This is a genomic window from Streptomyces sp. NBC_00234, from assembly GCF_036195325.1.
In the GTDB taxonomy this organism is placed as follows: domain Bacteria; phylum Actinomycetota; class Actinomycetes; order Streptomycetales; family Streptomycetaceae; genus Streptomyces.
The window spans coordinates 8234354-8253279 of sequence record NZ_CP108101.1 but is presented as its reverse complement, the minus strand read 5'-3'; the positions used below and the strand labels follow the sequence as shown (position 1 = coordinate 8253279).

16 protein-coding genes and 2 pseudogenes are annotated in these 18926 nt (G+C 67.9%); 13 read left to right on the top strand and 5 right to left on the bottom strand.

Features of this window, described 5'->3' with window-relative positions; genetic code table 11:
• Window positions 1-28: 28 nt before the first annotated feature.
• Together OG230_RS36255 and OG230_RS36250 are read left to right on the top strand one after the other, a co-directional pair.
• Window positions 29-622, top strand: a complete 594-nt coding sequence (locus OG230_RS36255) for a TetR/AcrR family transcriptional regulator (RefSeq protein WP_328908007.1) — start codon at window positions 29-31, stop codon at window positions 620-622.
• 83 nt (window positions 623-705) lie between these two features.
• Window positions 706-1440 (top strand): NADPH-dependent F420 reductase, encoded by a 735-nt coding sequence (locus OG230_RS36250; protein WP_328908006.1) that lies wholly within the window; start codon window positions 706-708, stop codon window positions 1438-1440.
• Window positions 1441-1558: 118 nt separating this feature from the next.
• On the opposite strand, the gene OG230_RS36245 is transcribed toward OG230_RS36250, so the two are convergent.
• The 3 genes and pseudogenes from OG230_RS36245 to OG230_RS36235 form a co-directional block, all read right to left on the bottom strand.
• Window positions 1559-1774, bottom strand: coding sequence for a hypothetical protein (locus OG230_RS36245; protein ID WP_328908005.1), 216 nt, complete (start codon window positions 1772-1774; stop codon window positions 1559-1561).
• A gap of 284 nt (window positions 1775-2058) precedes the next feature.
• Window positions 2059-2397: a helix-turn-helix domain-containing protein gene (locus tag OG230_RS36240; protein ID WP_328908004.1), complete on the bottom strand. Its 339-nt coding sequence runs from the start codon at window positions 2395-2397 to the stop codon at window positions 2059-2061.
• Window positions 2398-3289: 892 nt separating this feature from the next.
• Window positions 3290-3430: pseudogene (locus OG230_RS36235) on the bottom strand (DUF6192 family protein); the annotation flags it as partial.
• A gap of 287 nt (window positions 3431-3717) precedes the next feature.
• On the opposite strand from OG230_RS36235, the gene OG230_RS36230 reads away from it, so the two are divergent.
• The 3 genes from OG230_RS36230 to OG230_RS36220 all read left to right on the top strand — a co-directional run bounded on the left by OG230_RS36230 (window position 3718) and on the right by OG230_RS36220 (window position 5934).
• Window positions 3718-4107 (top strand): restriction endonuclease, encoded by a 390-nt coding sequence (locus tag OG230_RS36230; protein ID WP_328908003.1) that lies wholly within the window; start codon window positions 3718-3720, stop codon window positions 4105-4107.
• Between the two features lie 276 nt (window positions 4108-4383).
• Window positions 4384-5148, top strand: a complete 765-nt coding sequence (locus OG230_RS36225) for a ParA family protein (RefSeq protein ID WP_328908002.1) — start codon at window positions 4384-4386, stop codon at window positions 5146-5148.
• Between the two features lie 282 nt (window positions 5149-5430).
• Entirely contained in the window at window positions 5431-5934 is a 504-nt protein-coding gene (locus OG230_RS36220; protein WP_328908001.1) for a hypothetical protein, read from the top strand.
• Between the two features lie 117 nt (window positions 5935-6051).
• Here the strand turns inward: OG230_RS36220 and OG230_RS36215 are convergent, their stop codons facing one another.
• Complete coding sequence (locus tag OG230_RS36215) at window positions 6052-6504, bottom strand: DUF5707 domain-containing protein (RefSeq protein WP_328908000.1); 453 nt, start codon at window positions 6502-6504, stop codon at window positions 6052-6054.
• A gap of 116 nt (window positions 6505-6620) precedes the next feature.
• On the opposite strand from OG230_RS36215, the gene OG230_RS36210 reads away from it, so the two are divergent.
• The 6 genes and pseudogenes from OG230_RS36210 to OG230_RS36185 form a co-directional block, all read left to right on the top strand.
• Window positions 6621-6854 (top strand): hypothetical protein, encoded by a 234-nt coding sequence (locus OG230_RS36210; RefSeq protein WP_328907999.1) that lies wholly within the window; start codon window positions 6621-6623, stop codon window positions 6852-6854.
• A 958-nt stretch (window positions 6855-7812) separates the two neighbouring features.
• Window positions 7813-9042, top strand: coding sequence for a hypothetical protein (locus OG230_RS36205; RefSeq protein ID WP_328907998.1), 1230 nt, complete (start codon window positions 7813-7815; stop codon window positions 9040-9042).
• 21 nt (window positions 9043-9063) lie between these two features.
• A complete protein-coding gene (locus tag OG230_RS36200) occupies window positions 9064-10530 on the top strand; it encodes an NF041680 family putative transposase (protein ID WP_328907997.1) in 1467 nt (488 codons plus the stop codon).
• Between the two features lie 26 nt (window positions 10531-10556).
• The gene (locus OG230_RS36195) at window positions 10557-11075 is read left to right on the top strand and encodes a proline dehydrogenase (RefSeq protein ID WP_328907996.1); all 519 of its coding nucleotides are present in this window, start codon (window positions 10557-10559) and stop codon (window positions 11073-11075) included.
• A 784-nt stretch (window positions 11076-11859) separates the two neighbouring features.
• Window positions 11860-12411 carry a PH domain-containing protein gene (locus OG230_RS36190; RefSeq protein ID WP_328907995.1) on the top strand — a complete coding sequence of 184 codons (552 nt, stop codon included), beginning with the start codon at window positions 11860-11862 and terminating at the stop codon, window positions 12409-12411.
• Window positions 12412-12979: 568 nt separating this feature from the next.
• Window positions 12980-13461, top strand: a pseudogene (locus tag OG230_RS36185) (transposase); the annotation flags it as partial.
• 21 nt (window positions 13462-13482) lie between these two features.
• On the opposite strand, the gene OG230_RS36180 reads toward OG230_RS36185, so the two are convergent.
• Window positions 13483-13899, bottom strand: a complete 417-nt coding sequence (locus tag OG230_RS36180; protein WP_328907994.1) for a nuclear transport factor 2 family protein — start codon at window positions 13897-13899, stop codon at window positions 13483-13485.
• Between the two features lie 1213 nt (window positions 13900-15112).
• Between OG230_RS36180 and OG230_RS36175 the strand changes: the two genes are divergently transcribed.
• A complete protein-coding gene (locus OG230_RS36175; protein ID WP_328907993.1) occupies window positions 15113-15346 on the top strand; it encodes a hypothetical protein in 234 nt (77 codons plus the stop codon).
• Window positions 15347-16823: 1477 nt separating this feature from the next.
• A complete protein-coding gene (locus tag OG230_RS36170; protein ID WP_328907992.1) occupies window positions 16824-18887 on the top strand; it encodes a discoidin domain-containing protein in 2064 nt (687 codons plus the stop codon).
• Window positions 18888-18926 lie beyond the last annotated feature (39 nt).

Below are 18926 nucleotides of genomic sequence, written 5' to 3'. Positions count from 1 at the left end.
CGCAAAATCGCAGGAGGTTGGAGCGCGTATGAACGCCAGCGGGCAGCAGAGGCGCAGGCCCCGTGTCGACGTCCAGCGCAATCGCGCGGCTCTCCTGGAGACGGCTCAGCGTCACTTCCTGCAGCACGGGGTCGGCACCTCTCTGGAGGCGGTGGCTAAGGAAGCGGGCGTCGGACCCGCCACGCTGTACCGGCACTTCCCCACCCGCGAGGCACTGCTCGCGGCCGTGCTGCAAACGCGTTCCGAGGAGTTCATGGCCCGGCGGGCGGGCATCGAGCAGCTCAGCGACGCCGCCGAAGCGCTGGGGCGCTGGCTGCGGGCGATGGAGGAGTATCTCAGCGCCTTCAGCGGACTGCCGGACCCGCTCATGGCCGCGGCCCGGGCCCAGGATCCGGACAACCCCCTCACGATTCCCTGCGACATCCTCATCACCGCGACCGATCAGTACGTGCGCGCCGCGCAGCGTGCGGGGCACGTGCGTGCGTCGGTCGAGGGGTACGACCTGTTCCTCGCGGCCTGTTCCGTTGCCTGGATCAAGGGCACCGGCACCGAGGAGAAGTCACTCGACCGTCTCCGCACGCTCATCGCGAGCGGGTACCGCGAACGGGACACCCAGGCGTAAACGCCGCACGCCCCCGGCCGCCCGCCACACAGCCACCACATCGTGCTGCCCCAGGGGCAGCACGACCTCTCAAGGGACAAATCATGAAAATTACTGTCATAGGTGCTGGCGCCATCGGCGGGAACCTCGCCGTCAAGCTCAGCACGGCCGGTCACGAGGTCCAGGTGGCCAGCGCCCGCGGCCCAGAGGGCATCGGGGGCGAGATCCTTGAGTCCGGGGCCCGCGCGGTGGAACTGGCCGACGCAGTCCATGGCCGCGACGTCGTCGTCCTGGCCGTTCCCTTCGGAGTGGCGGGGGAGCTGGCCGACCTGTTCGCCTCGGTCCCCGCCGAGACGGTTGTCGTCGACACCTCGAACTACTACCCGCACCTCAGCGGGCAGATCGACGCCGTGGACAACGGTGAGGTGGAAAGCGTGTGGAACGCCGAGCAGCTGAAGCGGCCCGTGGTCAAGGCGTGGAACGCCGCCCTGGCCGAGACCCAGCGCACCCGCGGCGTTCCGGCCGGAACCCCTGGCCGCATCGCCATCCCCGTCGCCGCCGATTCCGAGGAGTCAAAGCAGGCGGCCATGCAGCTCGTGAACGACACCGGCTTCGACCCCTACGACGCTGGCGCGCTGGCCGACTCCTGGCGCCAGCAGCCCAACAGCCCCGCCTACTGCACCGAACTGACCCTGGAAGAGCTGCCGGCGGCCCTGGCCGCAGCCGACCGCGTCAAGGACGCGGCGGTCCGCGACAGCGTGCCGGAGCGCTTCGCCGCCCTCCCGGCCGACTTCACGCTGGATGACGTCGTCGAGATGAACCGCGCCGCCCACCGCTGACCGTGGAGGTTCTTTCGGCGGGGGTGAGTTTCACACGGTCGTCTCACCCGATCGGTGGCGAAGGAGCTCAGTGGTGTGGTGAGGGGCGAGCGACGGTCCCGCCCGGGCGGGCCGGCTCTCAGCTGTGTGCTGCGTGGATCTGGTTCCGGGGCAAGGCGGGCTGAAAACCGAGGTAGACGTGGAAGAGGGCGATGTCGGCCAGCGCGCGGGCGGTTTCCTGGTCGTCCTGGCCCAGCGCCTCGGCGGTCAGTCGGGCGAGATGGCGGACCGTTGCAGCGACCGGGGCCGGGGCGGGCGGCTGGGTGTCCCTGCCGTGCCCAACGCTCCCGGGCATGCGTGGGTGGCGCATCCGGGCCAGGCCCCCTGTGATGGCAGAAGGGTGTCGGGCCCGGACGGCGGTCGGGCCCCACCCGTGGCACTGTGCCCGTTCAACGTCTCCAGCGCCCGAACGCCGGGCGTGTCGCGCAGGCGCGCCTGGTCGTCCAGGACACGTACCGGTCCGGGAAGCCGGTGTGCTGTCACAGGTAAAGGCCCGATTCGTCCGGTGACCGGCCGCTCCCGGTCCTGGGGCAGCACGCCGCGGTGGCGGCGGAACTCTGGTGAGAGACTCGGACCGTCTTAGACCGCAGTCGGCGGGTTCACCGATTCGGCCACGCGGTGGTGCTCGGCGTTGATGCGCTGTGCCTCTTCGAGCTGGTCTTCGAGGATGACGATGCGGCAGGCAGCGTCGACGGGTGTGCCGTGGTCGACAAGTTCGCGTGCGCGGGCGGCGATGCGCAGCTGGTAGCGGGAGTAGCGGCGGTGTCCGCCGGCGGAGCGGAGCGGGGTGATGAGGCGGGCGTCCCCGATGGCGCGCAGGAAGCTCTGGGTGGTGCCGAGCATGTCGGCGGCCCGGCCCATGGTGTAGGCGGGGTAGTCGTCGTCGTCGGGACGGCCGAACGAGTCGTCTGCAGTCATCGCACCTCTTTCTGGAACGCGTGGAGGGGCCCTGGTGCCTATGGCACCAGGGCCCCGAAGGAACTGCTACACCATCTGCCGGCCCTGGTACTGCGCCGGCCTTCTGTGTCCGCCGACCCGACCTGAGCTGTGTCGGGGGTGCGGGGATCGCGGTTGCTTGACCGGAGACCACCTCACTATCGATGTCCTGCGGTACCCGGACTCAGACGTCCGTCCGGGCGATCCTGATGGCGCTCGGCTCCTCCGTTCTTCCCTCGGTGTCAACTGCCTACCAAGTGGGGGACTGCGAAATGCTGGTACTGCTCTCCTGCGTACTGCTGGTGATGCGAACTACTCGGCGGCCTCGACCGGCGCCGCTCTCCGGCAGCCAGCCCCGTCGCCCGTCCTGCGTCTGCTCTGGCTTGGAACCCCACTGCCGAACTTCCCGGTGCGCGCGTCCGCAGCCGACGCCTTCACCGAGGTACTGCTCACTCGACTTCACTGCTGGGTACTGCCCTTGCATGAACTGCGGTACTACTCGCGGCGGCCCCTGATCACTGCGGGCCACCCGGTCCGGTCGTCAGCCGCGTCGCCGTCCTGCACCTGCTCTGGCTTCGCGACTCCACCACCGCACCATCCTGCGCACTGCAACTGCATGTACCACTCCCGGCAGTTCGTCTCTGCCAGGCATCGCTGTCTCTCTGGGCTACGAGAGAAACCATAACCACACCACCAACCAATGTCTACTCCCGCCGTTATAGATTTTCGCGTGTTCGATGATGAGGTATCCGGTGTCGAACAGTGACGGATACGGTCGGGCACAAACCCGGCGCCTCCCGGTTAACAGGCCACAGTCCGAGCACAAGCAAGCACCGGGCGGAGGACGCCGGGCATTGACGATCCAGGAACCAGGCTCGTCGCGGGTGGACTCGTCCACCACCCGGGCCTTGTCCACGGCAGTCACCTTGGCCGTCACCTCCGGCCGCTTCAGAAAATCGCTGGTCACCGCCGCGGCGACTTGGTTGTCCTGCGCCAGTGCGTGGATCGCGGTGATCCCGGTTCACCTCGTCCGCCAGGCCCCGGTGGGTGAAGTCGAACTCGTCGAGCAGCGCTTCGAGAACCGCGTTGCGCTGTCTGTCCATCGGGGCCCCCGAGGAATGTGCTGAGCGTGGGCGTGACGGTAGTCCTGCCGTCGCTCCCGTGTTGGTAAAACTGTCCGGTCCCTCTCCGGGAAGTTCCCGGAATCCGGCCTGATCCCACACGAACGAGACGCGGTTATCTGGGAGTACGCCCCACCGTCCCCGCTGCATCCGGCGGGCCTGGACCGGAGGAACTGTGGCCATGACCCACACAGTTCTGCACGACCCGGAGAGCATCGTGACGGAAACCCTGCCACTCGATCGTGAGATGCACCTGGCGCTCGCCGCGGCCGTGCTCGCCTGGGGGCCCGCTGAGGCAGGACTGCGCTCCGCCGACATCGAACAGATCAGCCTGCAACTCACCGGACATGCGCGGTGCGTCGCCTCGGACGTCCGCCGGGACTTCGAGCGTCTAGCGGAGGACAGTGAGCTGCGGCCCCTGACCGAGGTGGTGCTCCGGGAGACGGTGCGCCGACTGTCAGTGCCCTCTCACAACACTGTGGCGCACGCGCAGAACAGGGCGCGTCTGGTGCGGGCGCTGTACCGGGCACTCGACCGACTCAACGCCGCACGGCCCACCATGGCCACCTGAACCGCCTGCAGCCTCCCCCCGTGGCTCAGGCGCACCGAAGTCCCGCGGCAGTTGGCCGCTCCGCTCACCCGCCGGGGGACTTCTCCATGCCTGCCATACGAATTGAAGGGCCGCAGCGTCCCGCCGATCGGTGGGACGCTGCGGCCGTGGCTCCCAGGCGACGCCACCCGGGAGCAGTGAACGGCTCCAGTCGGCTTGTCGTTTCAACCTGTCGGCGCAGGATCTGCGATGCCGTCCGGGGTCCGAGTACCCACGGGGAAGCCAACGGAGGCTTTCTTGACCCTTGCCGAAAAGCAGGCCACCAACGTCGCGGTAGCCGCGACCGGCCCGAAGTTCATCATCGTCATTCAGCAGAAGGGCGGCGCTGGGAAGTCGACCATAACGGTCAACCTCGCCGCCGCGTCCGGGCGCAGCAGTGTGATGCAGAACGACATCGAGGACGCCGCGGTCGTCGCGGCTGGTATCGACCCCCAGGGCAGCTTGGAAGGTTGGGCTGACCAGGTTCCCGAGGAAGCCCTCCCCTTCGACTACCTCGTCACCCGGGGCAAGGTCGGCATTCTGAGCGAGCTGCGGGACAACCCGAGCCGCAAGCGCGTCATCGTCGACACCCCTGGCTTCATGGAGATCGACCCGGATGCCGCGTGGGGTGACGATCCGCTCGGTGAGAGCCGCGTCGCTGACGCGTTGCGTGAGGTTCTCGAACTGGCGGACCTGGCGATCGTGCCCATCACTCCGGAATGGCTGTCGTGGGCGCCAGCAGAGTTCACGATCGAGCGAATCCTGAAGCCGCGGGGTATCCCCTTCATTGTCGTGATCAACCTGCACGACCCACGCGACGGCGACACCGCGCTGGACAAGGTGAAGACATGGATCGACCAGCGTAGTTACCCGCGTATGGCGGACCCGATCCGCAAGTACAAGATCCACGCCCATGCGGCCGAGGACGGGTTGACGGTGGTGGAGTACAAGGAGAGCGGCACCGCGTTGCGTGCTCGGGAGGACCTCATGAACCTGGCCCTCTGCGTTGAGCAGGCTCTGTAATGGGGCGCCGTATGGACACCGGGAAGTCGGGGGGCGGTCAGCGCCGGATGGAGACGACGACCGACCTCGTCCTCAAGCTGCCGGCTCCACCCCAGAAGCCGATCGCGAGCAGCCCTGTCCTGATCACTGAGGAAGAGGACGTCTTCGCTCGGTGCGAGGTGGCGACAGAGAACCTGAAGGTCGCGTTCTGGGCAGCCGTAAGGCACTGGAGATATCAGGGACGGCCGCTTGTACCGAGCGGAGCACACGTCTTTCGATGACTACGTCGACAAGCGTTGGGCCATGAGTCGCGGTCAGGCCGACAAGCTGATCCGGATGTGGCCGATCGCGCAGGCCCTGTTCGAATCCATGGATTCGGAATCGAACGATCCCACTCGAATTCGAGTGATTCGGCTGAACCAGGCCGTGATCTGGGAGCTGGTTCCCGTCGCCGAAGGGTACGACTTGGAGGCCGCCACGGCTGTCTACAAGACCACCGTGGAGGCCGATGAAGGCCCCATGACCGCAGAGGTCGTGAAGGGTGTGGTCAAGGGCGTCACAAAGACGCTCACCAAGGGGCAGGAGATCGATCAGGAGGCTCTCACCTCGGCTGTCCGCGCTGCCCTGGCCCAAGTCGCCGCCAAGAAGGAAGCCGGACCCAAGAAGCCGCAGGCGGCTCCCAAGCCGAAGATCAGCCCCGTCCCCGCGTTGCCATGGGACTCTCCGGACGCGTTGAACCGGATACTGCGGCAGCACATGTCCGAGGAGAACCGTCGGACGCTGGGGAAGATACTGATCAGCGACTGATCCGCACAACAAAAAAAGCGGCCCCACCCCGGAACTTGTCCGGGGTGGGGGGCCGCTTCGTGGTCAGAGGAGTTGGAAGAGATGGATTCGGTCTCGATCACGTGCGCGTTTGGGTGGTTACCTGACGGTGAAACCAGCCGCCTTGGTGTCCAGGGTCGTGGTGCCGTCCTGCGCGGTGGCCAGGACGGCGACGTGCCAGACACCGTGCGGGGACGACTCGGCGTCGGAACCGGTGACCTTGGCGGTGTAGGTGCAGCGCACGGTGTCCTCACCGGAGGGCTTGCAGACGGCCGACTCCACGGCGGCCATGTCCTTGGTGGTCAGCTCCTTCTTGGCGAAGGATGAGTTCTCCGGCCAGGCCAGCACCTTCACGCTCTTGACACCGGATGACGCCGTGACCTCGGTGGCGAAGGTCAACGAGCCGTCGCGGTCGCCGTCGGGAGCGGTGTAGCGGGCAGTACTGTGCGCCAGAGCCAGAGGCTGCTCCCCGGCGTAGGCGAGAGCGAAGGTGCCTGCACCTCCGAGAACAACGACACCGGCTGCCACGGACAGAGCAATACGTCGGGACATGAGAGATTCTCCGTAATTGTCTCAACTGGATCAGGTCGGCACTCTCGGCTGCGCCGCTGCACCGATACTCGCTGCGCAAGGGCCTGCTGGGCATGAGTGCACATACTCAACTCAGCTTGAGTAAGCCGTTGAGCTGGACCAGCAGTGACGGGTGGGCGCTCACGGACACCGGCCCCAATCGCACCGCCTACCCGCTCGACCTCGACCCGTACGCCGCGCCGGCCGCAGTCGCCGCCCGCGCCCGCCTCGCCGGGACACCCGACCCCAATGCCGGGACCGCCGCTTGGGACCTGCGCGAGGCGTTCGCCGCCGAGATCGGCGATTGGATGGACCAGCGGGAAAAGGTGTGACGGCGACGCTGTGATCTGCCGTACGGCCGACCGACAACCGAGGGTTGTCGGTCGGCCGTTCTTCGCTCTCCGAGCAGACGACGACACCCGCCGGAACACCCGCTGTCTTGAACGGGGTCCGTCCTGGCCGCCCGTCTGGCCGACGAGCCGGCCGCGGGCGACCTGGAGACGGCGACCACGGGCTGCGCAGACTTCGAGAACAGCCCTTTCAGCCCGGCCGGGGAAGGCTGCGCGGCGTCGTTTCTGTTGTGCACCGCCTGCCCGAATTCGCGGGTCACGCCCGCTCATCACCCGCGCCTGGCCCACCTGTTGAAGGCACTGGACCATCTGCGCGGCGTCGTGGATCCGGCGGTGTGGGACGCGGACTGGGCTGATGCCCATGCCCGGCTCGCCGAATTGCACGCCCGACTTGGATCGCCGCGATCTGGCAGGCCGCGCTGGGCGCGGTCACCGATACCGATCGTGCGGTCATCGATCAGCTTCTGAACGGAGAGTTCGACAGGTGAGTGCTCTGCCCGCCGACGTGCCGGCGCTTCCGGCCTGGGACACCCCGGTCGTCGCACCGTCGCTGGTTCTGGCGCCGGCCCGGTTCCGGTCTCGATCTATGCCGACGATCTCTGGCATCTCGCCCCGCTGGTCGCCAACCCCAGCGCATCGAGGCCGCATCTGGACTGGGTGCACTTCCCCGAAACCTTGCGGCCCCAGGTTCAGCTCGCGGCCTGGATGATGATCAACACGCCGTTGCTGGCGAGCGTGCTGGCCGGGCATCCGACCTGGCACTCCCGCCTGGGCCCGCACGGCATTCACGACACCGTGCTGCGCTGGCAGCGGTTCACCGTCTGGCTGCACCACCAGGGCCTGACCGGCCTGGACCAGATCACCGACGGCGAGGGCCACCTGGGCAGATCAGCTAGCCCGGCAGCCGGGCGCACACCGCGACAACGTCACCAAGGACCTGGTGGCCCTGACCCGGCTGTGGGCCTTCGCCGCAACCACCCGGGCCGGGTCCGGGGTGGGGATGGCGATGCCGCCTTGGAACCGCCTGGGCGTTGACGACTTCCTCCCCGCCACCCCATCAGCCGGGCGGGGCCAGAATGCTACGGAGCCGATCTCCCCGGCCACGATGGGACCGCTGCTCATCTGGGCGCTGCGGATGGTCGACGACTTCGCCGACGACATCCTCGCCGCATGGGCGGAGGCCCAGCGGCTCGCCGAAGGCGCCGCGCACACCGAACCAAGCCGCGCTTCGAAGGACCGCCTGAAGCGTTATCTGCAGGACCTCATCGACCGTCGCCAGCCGGTGCCCTCCCGCCCCAACGCCGGCTATGCCCACGCCCTGGCCAACACCTACATCGCCGGGCATGTGGGCTGCTCCCCCATGCAGGTCAACGGGCTCTTGTTCGCCGCGCCGTGGCAGCACCTGCTCCCGTACGTGCGAAGCAACCCGGGCCCGTGCCCCCTGAGCACCCCCGTCACCGGCCGCGTGGGGGACACCCGGTGGACGGCATTCATCGACTTCACCGAGGCCCGCACGCTCATGCGGCACCTGGGCACAGCCTGTTTCATCGTCCTGGCCTACCTGACCGGGATGCGCCCGGCGGAGGTACTGGGCCTGAAGAGCGGCTGCTGCCCCGAACCGGACGGCCACCACCACCTGATCTACGGGCGGGTGTTCAAGAACGCCGCCGACGAGGAAGGCAACTACCACTCCGCCGGCCACCCGCGCGAAGTTCCCTGGGTGGCCATCGCACCGGTCGTCACAGCGATCCGCGTTCTGGAAAGGATTGCCCCTGACGGAGGGCTTCTGTTCGACGCGGCCACGCACACCTTCCGGAACATCCCCACCGCGTCGGCCACCTCTATCGGGCAGCAGGGGCTGCGCGGGCGCATCGAAGATTTCGCAGCCTGGGCCTCCGGCCTGGCGCGGCGGCTGGGCCGCGACCAGGAGGCCGTCCCCGACGATCCGTACGGCGCGATCGGACTGAACCGCTTCCGCCGAACTCTGGCCTGGCACATTGCACGCCGCCCGGGCGGGCTGGTAGCGCTGGCCATTCAGTACGGGCACATGCGCACCGCGATGAGCTTGTCGTTTATCCACCGGTGTCGAACTGGGATCGAACTTGTTCGGAGTTTCCCCAGTTCACCGAACGTGCGAGAGGCTGGGCCCCGATCCTGTGTTCAGGGTTGATCCAGCACGGAGGCCGGGGTCGTGGGACTGGTCGAGCACAGCGTCCAACGCGACGCGTTGTCGAAGGTGTCGGAGTTCCGGTCTGAGCTGTACGCGTGCCTGACGTCGCGGGCGGATGCCCTGTTCGACTTGTGTGACGCGCTGCTGTGCACCGACGGACCGGTCCGCACCCTCGTGGACTTGGCGCTCGCGCCTGAACACCGACGCGGGCACGGGGCCCTGTACTCCGGGATCAACCGAGGCCGGATCGACGTCGCTCGGCTTCGTCGCGCGCTGGCAGGCGTGCCGTTGCCCCGGGCGAGCGACGGCCGATTGGTGCTGGCCGTGGACGTCTCCCCGTGGCTTCGGCCGGATGCCGATACCTGCTCGGACCGCTCCTTCTGCCACACCTTCGGCCGATGCCTGGGCAAGCACCAGATGGTGCCCGGCTGGCCCTACTCGATCGTCGCCGCCCTGGAGACCGGCCGCACCTCATGGACGGCCCTGCTGGACGCGATCCGGCTGGAGCCTGGCGCCGACTTGGCTGCGGTCACCGCCGACCAGGTCCGCGACGTCGTCGAACGCCTCGTCGAAGCCGGCCAATGGCAGACAGGGGCCCCGAACATCCTGGTCGTCCTCGACGCCGGCTACGACGCGCCCCGCATCGCCCACCTCCTGAGTGATCTGCCAGTCGAAGTGCTGGGCCGGCTGCGCTCGGACCGGGTCATGCGCAAGCCGGTCCCGGTGCCGTGGATCTGCCCGCCGCAGGGCGGACGCCCGCCCAAACATGGTGGTGAGTTTGTCTTCGGCCGGCCCGAGACTTGGGGCGAGGTCACGGCGGTGACCTTCACCAACACCGACCGGTACGGGACGGCGACCGCGCAGGCGTGGGACCGGCTCCATCCCCGGCTCACCCGCCGGGCCGCCTGGCTCGACCACGAGGGCCCGCTTCCGATCATCGAGGGCACTGTGATCCGCCTGACGGTCGAGAAGCTGCCCAGCGGCGGGGTGAACAAGCCCGTCTGGCTGTGGTGGTCGGGCACGGGCGCCCGCCCCGAGGACGTCGACCGGTGCTGGCAGGCCTTCCTCCGCCGCTTCGACGTGGAGCACACCTTCCGGCTCCTCAAGCAGACCCTCGGCTGGACCCGCCCGAAGCTCCGGGACTCCCAGGCCGCCGACCGCTGGACCTGGCTCGTCCTGGCCGCACACGCTCAACTTCGGCTCGCCCGTCCGCTCGCCCAGGATCTGCGCCGACCGTGGGAACGGCCAGCGGAACCGAACAAACTCACCCCCGCCCGCGTCCGCCGCGGGTTCAGGAACCTGCACGCGAAGACCGGCACACCAGCCGGTGCACCGAAACCCACACGGCCCGGCCCCGGCCGCCCGCTCGGCTCGAAGAACCGGCGGCCCGCCACTCGCTACGACGTCGGGCGGGTCCTCGCCACCGCCGAGTCCTACACCCGGCCAGCACACCACAAGAAGGGGACCAAGCCCCGGCGAACTGGATGAACAGCAGGAACGGCAGACTAGGGCCCATGGACTCAGGACTTGCCGCGTTGCTGGGCGCCGCCGTCGGATCCGCCACCACTCTCGGGGCCGCAATCGTCAACGGCCGCGCTCAGGCACGGTCTCAGCAAGCCCAATGGAGCCGCCAGCATCGCCGCGACGCCTACGCCGGCTACCTGAGCGCTCTCCATGACCGCGACATCGCCATGGACGCCGTCCTCGACGCGCTGCGTTCAGAACAACCCGACCTGCCCGACATCGATGAGAAGATAGGCCGCTTCATCACCCTGGCCCGCGAGGTCCACCGCGCCTGCGAAATCGTCATCCTCGAAGGGCCGGCACCCGTCGCGGAAGTCGCGGAACGCGTCACCGTCGCCTCCAGCGACCTCTCACACGTCATGCGACGGATGGCCGAGAACGCCCACGCGGGCAACACCACCCGCAAGGCCGAAAACATCGCCCTTGCCGCCGAACGAGAGCGGACCCTCTACAAAGCAGTCAAGGACTTCCGCCTCGCGGCCCGCAGCACCATCAGCAAAACCAACTGATCCAGGGACTCCGAGCCCGTCCCCCAGACCGTTGGGCGATCGAGGCGCTGTTCAGCCTGAAACGTTAGACGTCAAGATGAGTACCTGTTTCTGATCCCAGGCCGCTCTGGGCGGAGGGCGAGGGACGTATCTTGATGCGTGAAGAGACGGCGCTGGTGGTCCGCGATCAGCTTGTGGGTTATGTGGTGGGCGGCTATTACCGCGGCCTTTTTGTTCTTGGCCAAGGTTTTCGATCAGCCGACAGACCTCGAGGGGTGTGCGGCGAGTGCTGTGCTGGTGATTGCCGTAGGTGAAGTCGGCGATCGGCTGCGGCGGCGCTTCTTCCCTCGCCGGGAGACGGGCTGACAGTTCGGCTGGTCAGCGCCCTCTCGACAGACGGGCCGCTGAATTGCTCACAGACCCCGGCTATCCCTCCTGGTGCCTGGACATGACCGGGGTCGTTGCGGTGGACGACTTTTCCACACGGCGTCTGCTGCCTCTTGCTGACGGTGCTGCTGGCTCGGTAGCCGTGGCCTGTGTGGGCGCCGGCTCCGGGTTGGGGGTCTGGCTCTGTAGGTTTGTCAGCTGGCGGGGTCGTAGCGGCAACCCTGGTCAAGGCATTGTGAGCGTGCGTGGTGGGCGTAGGCGACGCGCGACGTACCGCTGCCCCCTCCTCGTTTCCCGCGATCATGCTGACATGATGTTTCCAGCCCGGACAGTTCATATCGGACGTCCAACCACGCTTCTCCAGCGCCGAGTTGTGAGACGAGCACTCGCCGCCTGAGGCTCAAACGGAGGAAACATCATGTCCACACCCCCCGGTTCCACCGAAGGGCTAGAGCTCCCCGCTGAGCGGGCGCGCCGCGGCGGGACCTACCTCCGTGCGCTCCTCGCGGCCATGCTCGCCCTGGTGATCGTCGAAGGGCTCATGGTATTTGTGTCCGCTGCGCTGATCCAGGGTGAGGGCATGGGGGCCGTGGGCTGGCCGGGCGTCGGCGGATATGTGGGACTGCCGGTGATAGCAGCAGTGGTGAGCTTGCCGCCGCTGCTCGCGCTTGCGTGGCGATATCCGGCCCTGCGTATCGATTCAACGGGCATCAGCAAGGTGGGGACCCGCCGCACGGAGAGCGTGCGCTGGGCCGATATCGACAAGGTCCGGTTCAACAGCAGGCGGAGCTACCTGCTGCTGGTGCTGAAGGCAGGTGCACTCCCGGAGCAGCGGAACGCCTCAGGCGGGCCGAGAGCGGTGGTGATGTATTCGCTCGGCAACTCCCTCTGGCGCCGACGGCGGCCGGGTCAAGCTGACTTGATCGTTGACGCGGTCGAGCGGTTCGCCCCGGGAAAGTACACCGTCTAACGACCTCGTGCACCATGAGGATTCGGGCGCGCCAGCGGTGCCTGCTGTCAAGGGACTAGGCTGTCACCAGGATGGATGCAGTCGAGGGAGAGCGCCAATCCCTATCGTGCACGAGCTCTTGTCGTGTCTGGTCTGATCACGGCGTCGGAGCCGTCCTAATTCCTTGGTAACGGGCCGCGGGAGCCGGAGGTTGCCACCAGTCCGTTCGAGGGCCGGGGGCCGATCTCTTCTCTCATCCCGGCCTTCCGCGGCGCAGGTGGTGGCAGCCTCGCGGGCACCGACCGTACGCCTGGAGCCGTCTGGGCACTCGATCCCTTTATCCAGAGCGGCGGCGCTCGGTGCCTTCGAGGTCGCCACCACCGTCAACACTGTCCGCTTGATCACTCGTTGGTGTTGGTAGTGCGAGCCCGCCGCACGGTGACCCCCTGATACTCCAGAGCCGTCAGAGCTCCCGAGGAGACCGGGGCCCGTGGGGTGCGCTGGTGCCACGAACGGCTAGTGAGGTGGCGGACCGACCGGATGGTCGAGTCCTGGAATTAGGTCGCTGCGTGGCCCGCATGCGCTCGCAAAACGGTTCCGCAAGGAGACAGTGCTGATCGTGGACGGCACCCTGGTCCCCACCCGCGACCACACGGTCGCCGAGCAGTCGAAGAACTATCGGTACTCCACCAACCACCAGGTCGTCATCGACGCCGACACCCGGCTCGTCGTCGCCGTCGGCCGACCCCTGCCCGGCAACCGGAACGACTGCAAGGCATGGGAACTGTCCGGAGCCAAGGCCACTGTCGGGAGAGCCGTTGTCATCGCCGACGGTGGATACCGGGGCACGGGCCTGGTCATCCCGCACCGCCGCGAGCGCGACCAGGACGAACTTCCCGCTTGGAAGGAGGATCACAACGCCTCCCACCGAAAGTCCGAGCCCGCGTCGAGCACGTCTTCGCGCGCATGAAGACCTGGAAGATCCTTCGCGACTGCCGCCTCAAAGGCGACGGCGTCCACCACGCCATGCTCGGCAGCGCCCGCCTGCACAATGTCGTCCTCACCGGCTAAAACCAGGCGAGACGTGCCTCGTCAGCCAGGCTTTGCCATCCCACCCAAGGGAGTTCGGCGTGGCGACACCCTGCGGTAGCTGATCCGCCAGCCGTCAGCGGTACGCACGACGGTGTCGTCATAGGAGACGGAACCGCAGGAGCCGTCCGCCTTGACACCCAGCCCCTTGGAACGGACCTGCACCCGGCCGTCCGCCCATGCGGTTACGACGACGTTGGTGACGTGATGCGCGACAGGGTTGGCCGCTCCCAGCGCCCATGCCGCTTCTTGGATGGCTGCCACCCCGGACAGCCGCTCCTGACCGAAGTCGGTGAGGTCGTAGACCACATCGGCGGTGAACAGCTCCTCCAACCGGTCAAGGCTTCCGTCGTCAACGAGGTGACCGTGCAACGAGACCAGTTCGATGATGGCCAAGCGATCTTCAAGAGCGAGCGACACACGCGTCCTCTCCGGCCCGGCGTGGAAGGCGCCAAGCCGAGCATCCATCCGACGTCAGCACGGCACCACACCGCTCAACGCGTTCGGGCGCGTCTGGCAAGAGCAGAGCCGTGCACGTCGTGATCGTCCCTTACTCGCGGTCAGCTTGCCACCAACTTCTCCACCCCCGCGCCCTGCCACCGTCAGCTGAAGCACGGCTTACGGGACAGCCCTTAGCCCTGGGACCTGGGCCAGGGTAGTGCGAAAAGAGCGGGCGCCTCGGCGTAGAGGAGCGGGGAAATGGCGGTCTACGGGGACATGGCCCGCGCGCTCATTCGGGCTGCGCTCAACGCCCTGGAGTGAACCTCCGCAATTTTGTTGTGGAACGAGCGGCGGCCTCCGTAGCGTCGAACGGCACCGACGCACCCAGTAACGGAGGCGGTGCCCATGAGCCCACCCACACCCGCTGACCCCGACGGTGTGGCGGCGCCTGGGGCGTGCGGACGAACAGGCCCTGGCGACGCGCTCGACAGCCCCGATGGCGAGGCCCGCTACTGCGAGCAGGTCGCCCGCGTTGAAGCGGAGGAGAAGCGGCGCCGTGTCGCTGAGTGTTGCGGCCACGGAGGTAGCAGCGGCTCGATCAGTGCCCACAAGTCGTCGTCCACGATTCACGGTCGAGTGCGCCCGTGACACCTCTCTCAGCCGCCGCTCGGCAGCGCAAGCCAGCCGAGCAGCCCTGGCCTCACTACCCGGTTTCCGTACTGGTGACGCCCTCGCCTCCGCCGTCCTCACAGCAGCCGCACCGGACCGCATGGCCGTCTACGACCGCCGAGCCCACAACGGACTGCGCACCCTCGGCATCCCCCTCAGCCACGCACCCGGCCGCTACAGCCGCTACATAGAAGCGATCGACCAGCTCCAGACCCCATCCGCAACTGGACCGCCCGCGACATCGACACTGCCCTGTACTGGATGACCACATACCAGCACTCAACGAATCTGATCAACACACCCGGAACATGACCACACCTGACCAGCACCCGCTCCACCTGATGAAACAGCAGCTCAGCTCAGAGAACTGAAACCCGGTCCCCCATCACCAAGCGGTGAGAGCTCGACCCGGAACACTATCGCCACCCAAAGGCACGTGAAGGTGGCCGGCCAGCGCCCGACCGGCCACGGCGGCGGCAACACCAGGATGAGGGCCGTCACGGCGGTGGTAGACGGTCGCCAGGTGGCCCTCCCCCTCTGGGGCGTTCAGGACCGCGACCAGGAGCACGAACCAGTCGTGCACTGTATCGCCGTCCCAGAGCGCCTCCACCGCCACCACGCGGCCCGGGAGAGCCGCGACGCGGGCTGCGAGCGAGGGGAGGTCCAGCGCATCAGGCGGCGTGCGCTGGACGTGGTCGCCCAGAGCCTCGTATCGCGCGTGGACCACCCGCTCGGCTTCGTGCAGGCCCACCCCTAGCGGGCGCAGCGCCTCCCAGACGGACCTGACCGCCGACAGCCGGCGGTCGCGCAGCACGTCGGCATCGACCTCTCGGCAGGTCCGTTCCTCCAAGTAGGCCCACCAGCCGCTCACTGGGCCACCAGCCGGGATCTCAGGGTGCGCGTCATAGGTTCGAACGTATGTCAGGGGCTCGGTGCCCGCCCAGGCCGCCCCTTTGGTGGGGCTGTCGAACTCGTGAACATTCCGCCCCGGCCTCGTGGGCTTCCCGCCTCCCCAACGGTGTCGAAGTGCTGTCCAATCTCGTGGACAAAGCCAGTGGGCCCGTCCGTGATGGACAGGCCCACAGTCGTTCCAGAAATCTGGAACGTCAGCACCGGGTCCGGTGGGGCTACTGGGTGCGGCTCTGCCGTTGGGGAGGTGCGGTCTGTTGGCTGTGTGCGGGAAGGGCTGGTTCGGTCGGGGCCTGGTGGCCGGTGGGGGCTGTGGTGGGGCGGGAGCGGGCCGCGGTCGCGGAGACGCGAGGCTTGGTCGGCAGGGGCTCGCCGGGCGTTGTGGTCAGTGTGTGGTGGGTGGCCAGGAGCAGGCGCCCCGCGGTCTGTGAGGGCTCGCCCTGGCCAGGAGGCGTCGGTCGGCTGGAGACGGGCGAGGTGCGCGGCCACGGGTACAGCGTCCTCGGCCATGCGCTGCATCCGGGCGGCGAGCAGCGGCCACTGACGGTTGGACACCAGGAGCCCTGCCTCGTGGTGGGGCAGGGCGGTCCTGAGCATCGACACGATCCGGAAGTGCGCGGCGGGGGTGACTTTCAGCTGGTGCAGGGCGCGGGCCCGGTCGCCGAGGTCGAGGTCCCGGGGCACGTTACGGCCCTCGGTCGGCGGCGAGGCGGTGTCGGTGTTCGTGAAGCTGAGCGTGTGGGTCTCCAGTGGGGGTGCGAGGCGGGACAAGCTCGGCCTGGAGCAGCTCGGCGTCGAATGGGCATCAACTCGCCCTGCCCGCGTCGTCCGTGCTGCCACAGCCATGGGTTGACGGCATTGTTCCGCCGGTCATCTGATGGCCGTATGCCTCTGGCGCAGTCGTCGTGTGTGATGCGGTGGGCATGTCGCGCGCAGAAGAAGTGCGACGGCGTGATCGCTCGCGGGCGAGCCGGTTGCGCGTAGTTGTGCAGCGGCCGTCGCGTGCCGTGATGCCGCAGGTCAAGAGTGCAGGCTGTGCTGCACCCGGCTTGTGTGGGGCGAGGATCTCGGGTGATGGGTCACGGCGCGGCGGCTGCCCGCGCCGTAGTCACGCCCGTTGCCGCAGGTGTCTGTGTACGCGCCCGTCGTGTCCGGGGCGCCCGTGCGTTCCGTGATTTCGACAGTAGGCGTGCGAGTGCCCCGTTTTCGGTGGGGTGTTCTTCCTCATTTTCCGATGATGGTCCGTCAGGGGCTTGGCGTTGTGGGCTTGTATCCCTAAGTTGTGAGCAGAACATGAGTCCCGCTCACATTTAAGGATCTATGCGATGACCATGGTTCAACCTCCGTACCGCAGTCTCAGGTCCCTCACGGTGGTGTCGCTGCTCCTCGCCGTGATGGCCCTGGCACTCGGCCCGATGCCCAGCTCCGCGGCGGAGCCCAACTGGTGGGATCCGGCCGCCCGGCCCGCACCCGACGCGCAGATCGGCGTGACGGGCGAGCCCTTCAAGGGCACCGACGCCCAGGGGCGTGTAAGGGGCTTCGTCGACGCCCACGACCACATCATGTCCAACGAGGGCTTCGGCGGCCGGCTGATCTGCGGCAAGCCGTTCTCGGGGCAGGGTGTCGCCGACGCGCTCAAGGACTGCCCCGAGCACTACCCCGACGGTACGGGTGCCGTCTTCGACTTCATCACCAAGGGCGACGGGAAGCACGACCCCGACGGGTGGCCCACGTTCAAGGACTGGCCCGCCCACGACTCACTGACCCACCAGCAGAACTACTACGCCTGGATCGAGCGGGCCTGGCGCGGCGGCCAGCGAGTGCTGGTCAACGACCTGGTCACCAACGGCGTGATCTGCTCGGTCTACTTCTTCAAGGACCGCAGCTGTGACGAGATGACCGCCATCCGTCTTGAGGCGCAGAAGACGTATGACATGCAGGCGTTCATCGACAAGATGTACGGCGGCCCGGGCAAGGGCTGGTTCCGGATCGTCACCGACAGCGCGCAGGCCCGCGAGGTCATCAAGCAGGGCAAGCTGGCCGTCGTCCTGGGGGTCGAGACCTCCGAGCCGTTCGGCTGCAAGCAGATCCTTGATGTCGCGCAGTGCAGCAAGGAGGACATCGACCGCGGCCTGGACGAGCTGCACCAACTGGGCGTGCGCAGCATGTTCCTGTGTCACAAGTTCGACAACGCCCTGTGCGGGGTGCGCTACGACTCCGGCGCCCTCGGTACGGCCATCAACGTGGGCCAGTTCCTGTCGACCGGCACCTTCTGGAAGACGGAGACCTGCCGCGGCCCGCAGCACGACAACCCCATCGGCAACGCGAAGGCGCCCGGGGCGGAGAAGCTGCTGCCGGCGGGGGTGGCTGTCCCCTCGTACGCCTCGGACGCGCAGTGCAACACCCGCGGGCTGACCGGTCTGGGCGCGTACGCGGTACGCGGCATGATGGAACGTCACATGATGCTGGAGCTCGACCACATGAGTGTCAAGGCCGCTGATCAGGCCTTCGACATCCTGGAGTCCGAGTCGTACCCGGGCGCCATCTCCTCGCACAGCTGGATGGACCTGGGCTGGACCGAGCGCCTCTACAAGCTCGGCGGGTTCGCCACCCAGTACATGAGCGGCTCCGAGGCGTTCAGTGCGGAGGCCGAGCGCACGGACGCGCTGCGCGAGAAGTACAACGTCGGCTACGGCTACGGCACCGACATGAACGGTGTCGGCGGCTGGCCCGCCCCGCGGGGCGGGGACACCCCGAACCCGGTCACGTACCCCTTCCGCAGCACGGACGGCGGCTCGGTGATCGACAAGCAGACCGCCGGCGAGCGCACATGGGACTTCAACACCGATGGTGCCGCGCACTACGGCATGGTCCCGGACTGGATCGAGGACATCCGGATCGTCGGCGGCCAGGGGGTCGTGGACGACCTCTTCTCGGGCGCCGAGTCCTACCTGCGCACCTGGGGCAACACCGAGCAGCACACGTCCGGGGCGAACCTGGCCTCGGGCGCCGCCGCCTCGGCGTCCTCGTCGGAATGGTGGGACCCGTTCGTCAGCTTCGCGCCCGGCAAGGCCGTGGACGGTGACGGCGGCACCCGCTGGGCCAGCGAGTGGAACAACGACCAGTGGCTGCGGATCGATCTCGGATCCTCGAAGCCGGTCGGGCGTGTCACCCTCGACTGGGAGGCGGCGTTCGCGAAGTCGTACCGCGTCGAGCTGTCGGGTGACGGCACGTCCTGGAAGACGGTCTGGTCCACGGCGGCCGGTGACGGCGGACTGGACACGGCGCGTTTCGCCGGAACTCCGGCGCGCTACATACGGATCAAGGGGCTGGAGCGCGGCACCCAGTGGGGCTACTCACTTCGCGAGGTCGGCATCTACGCCGACTGACGCACCGGTGAGGGGGTGTCCAGGTCCAGGGCCGGGGCC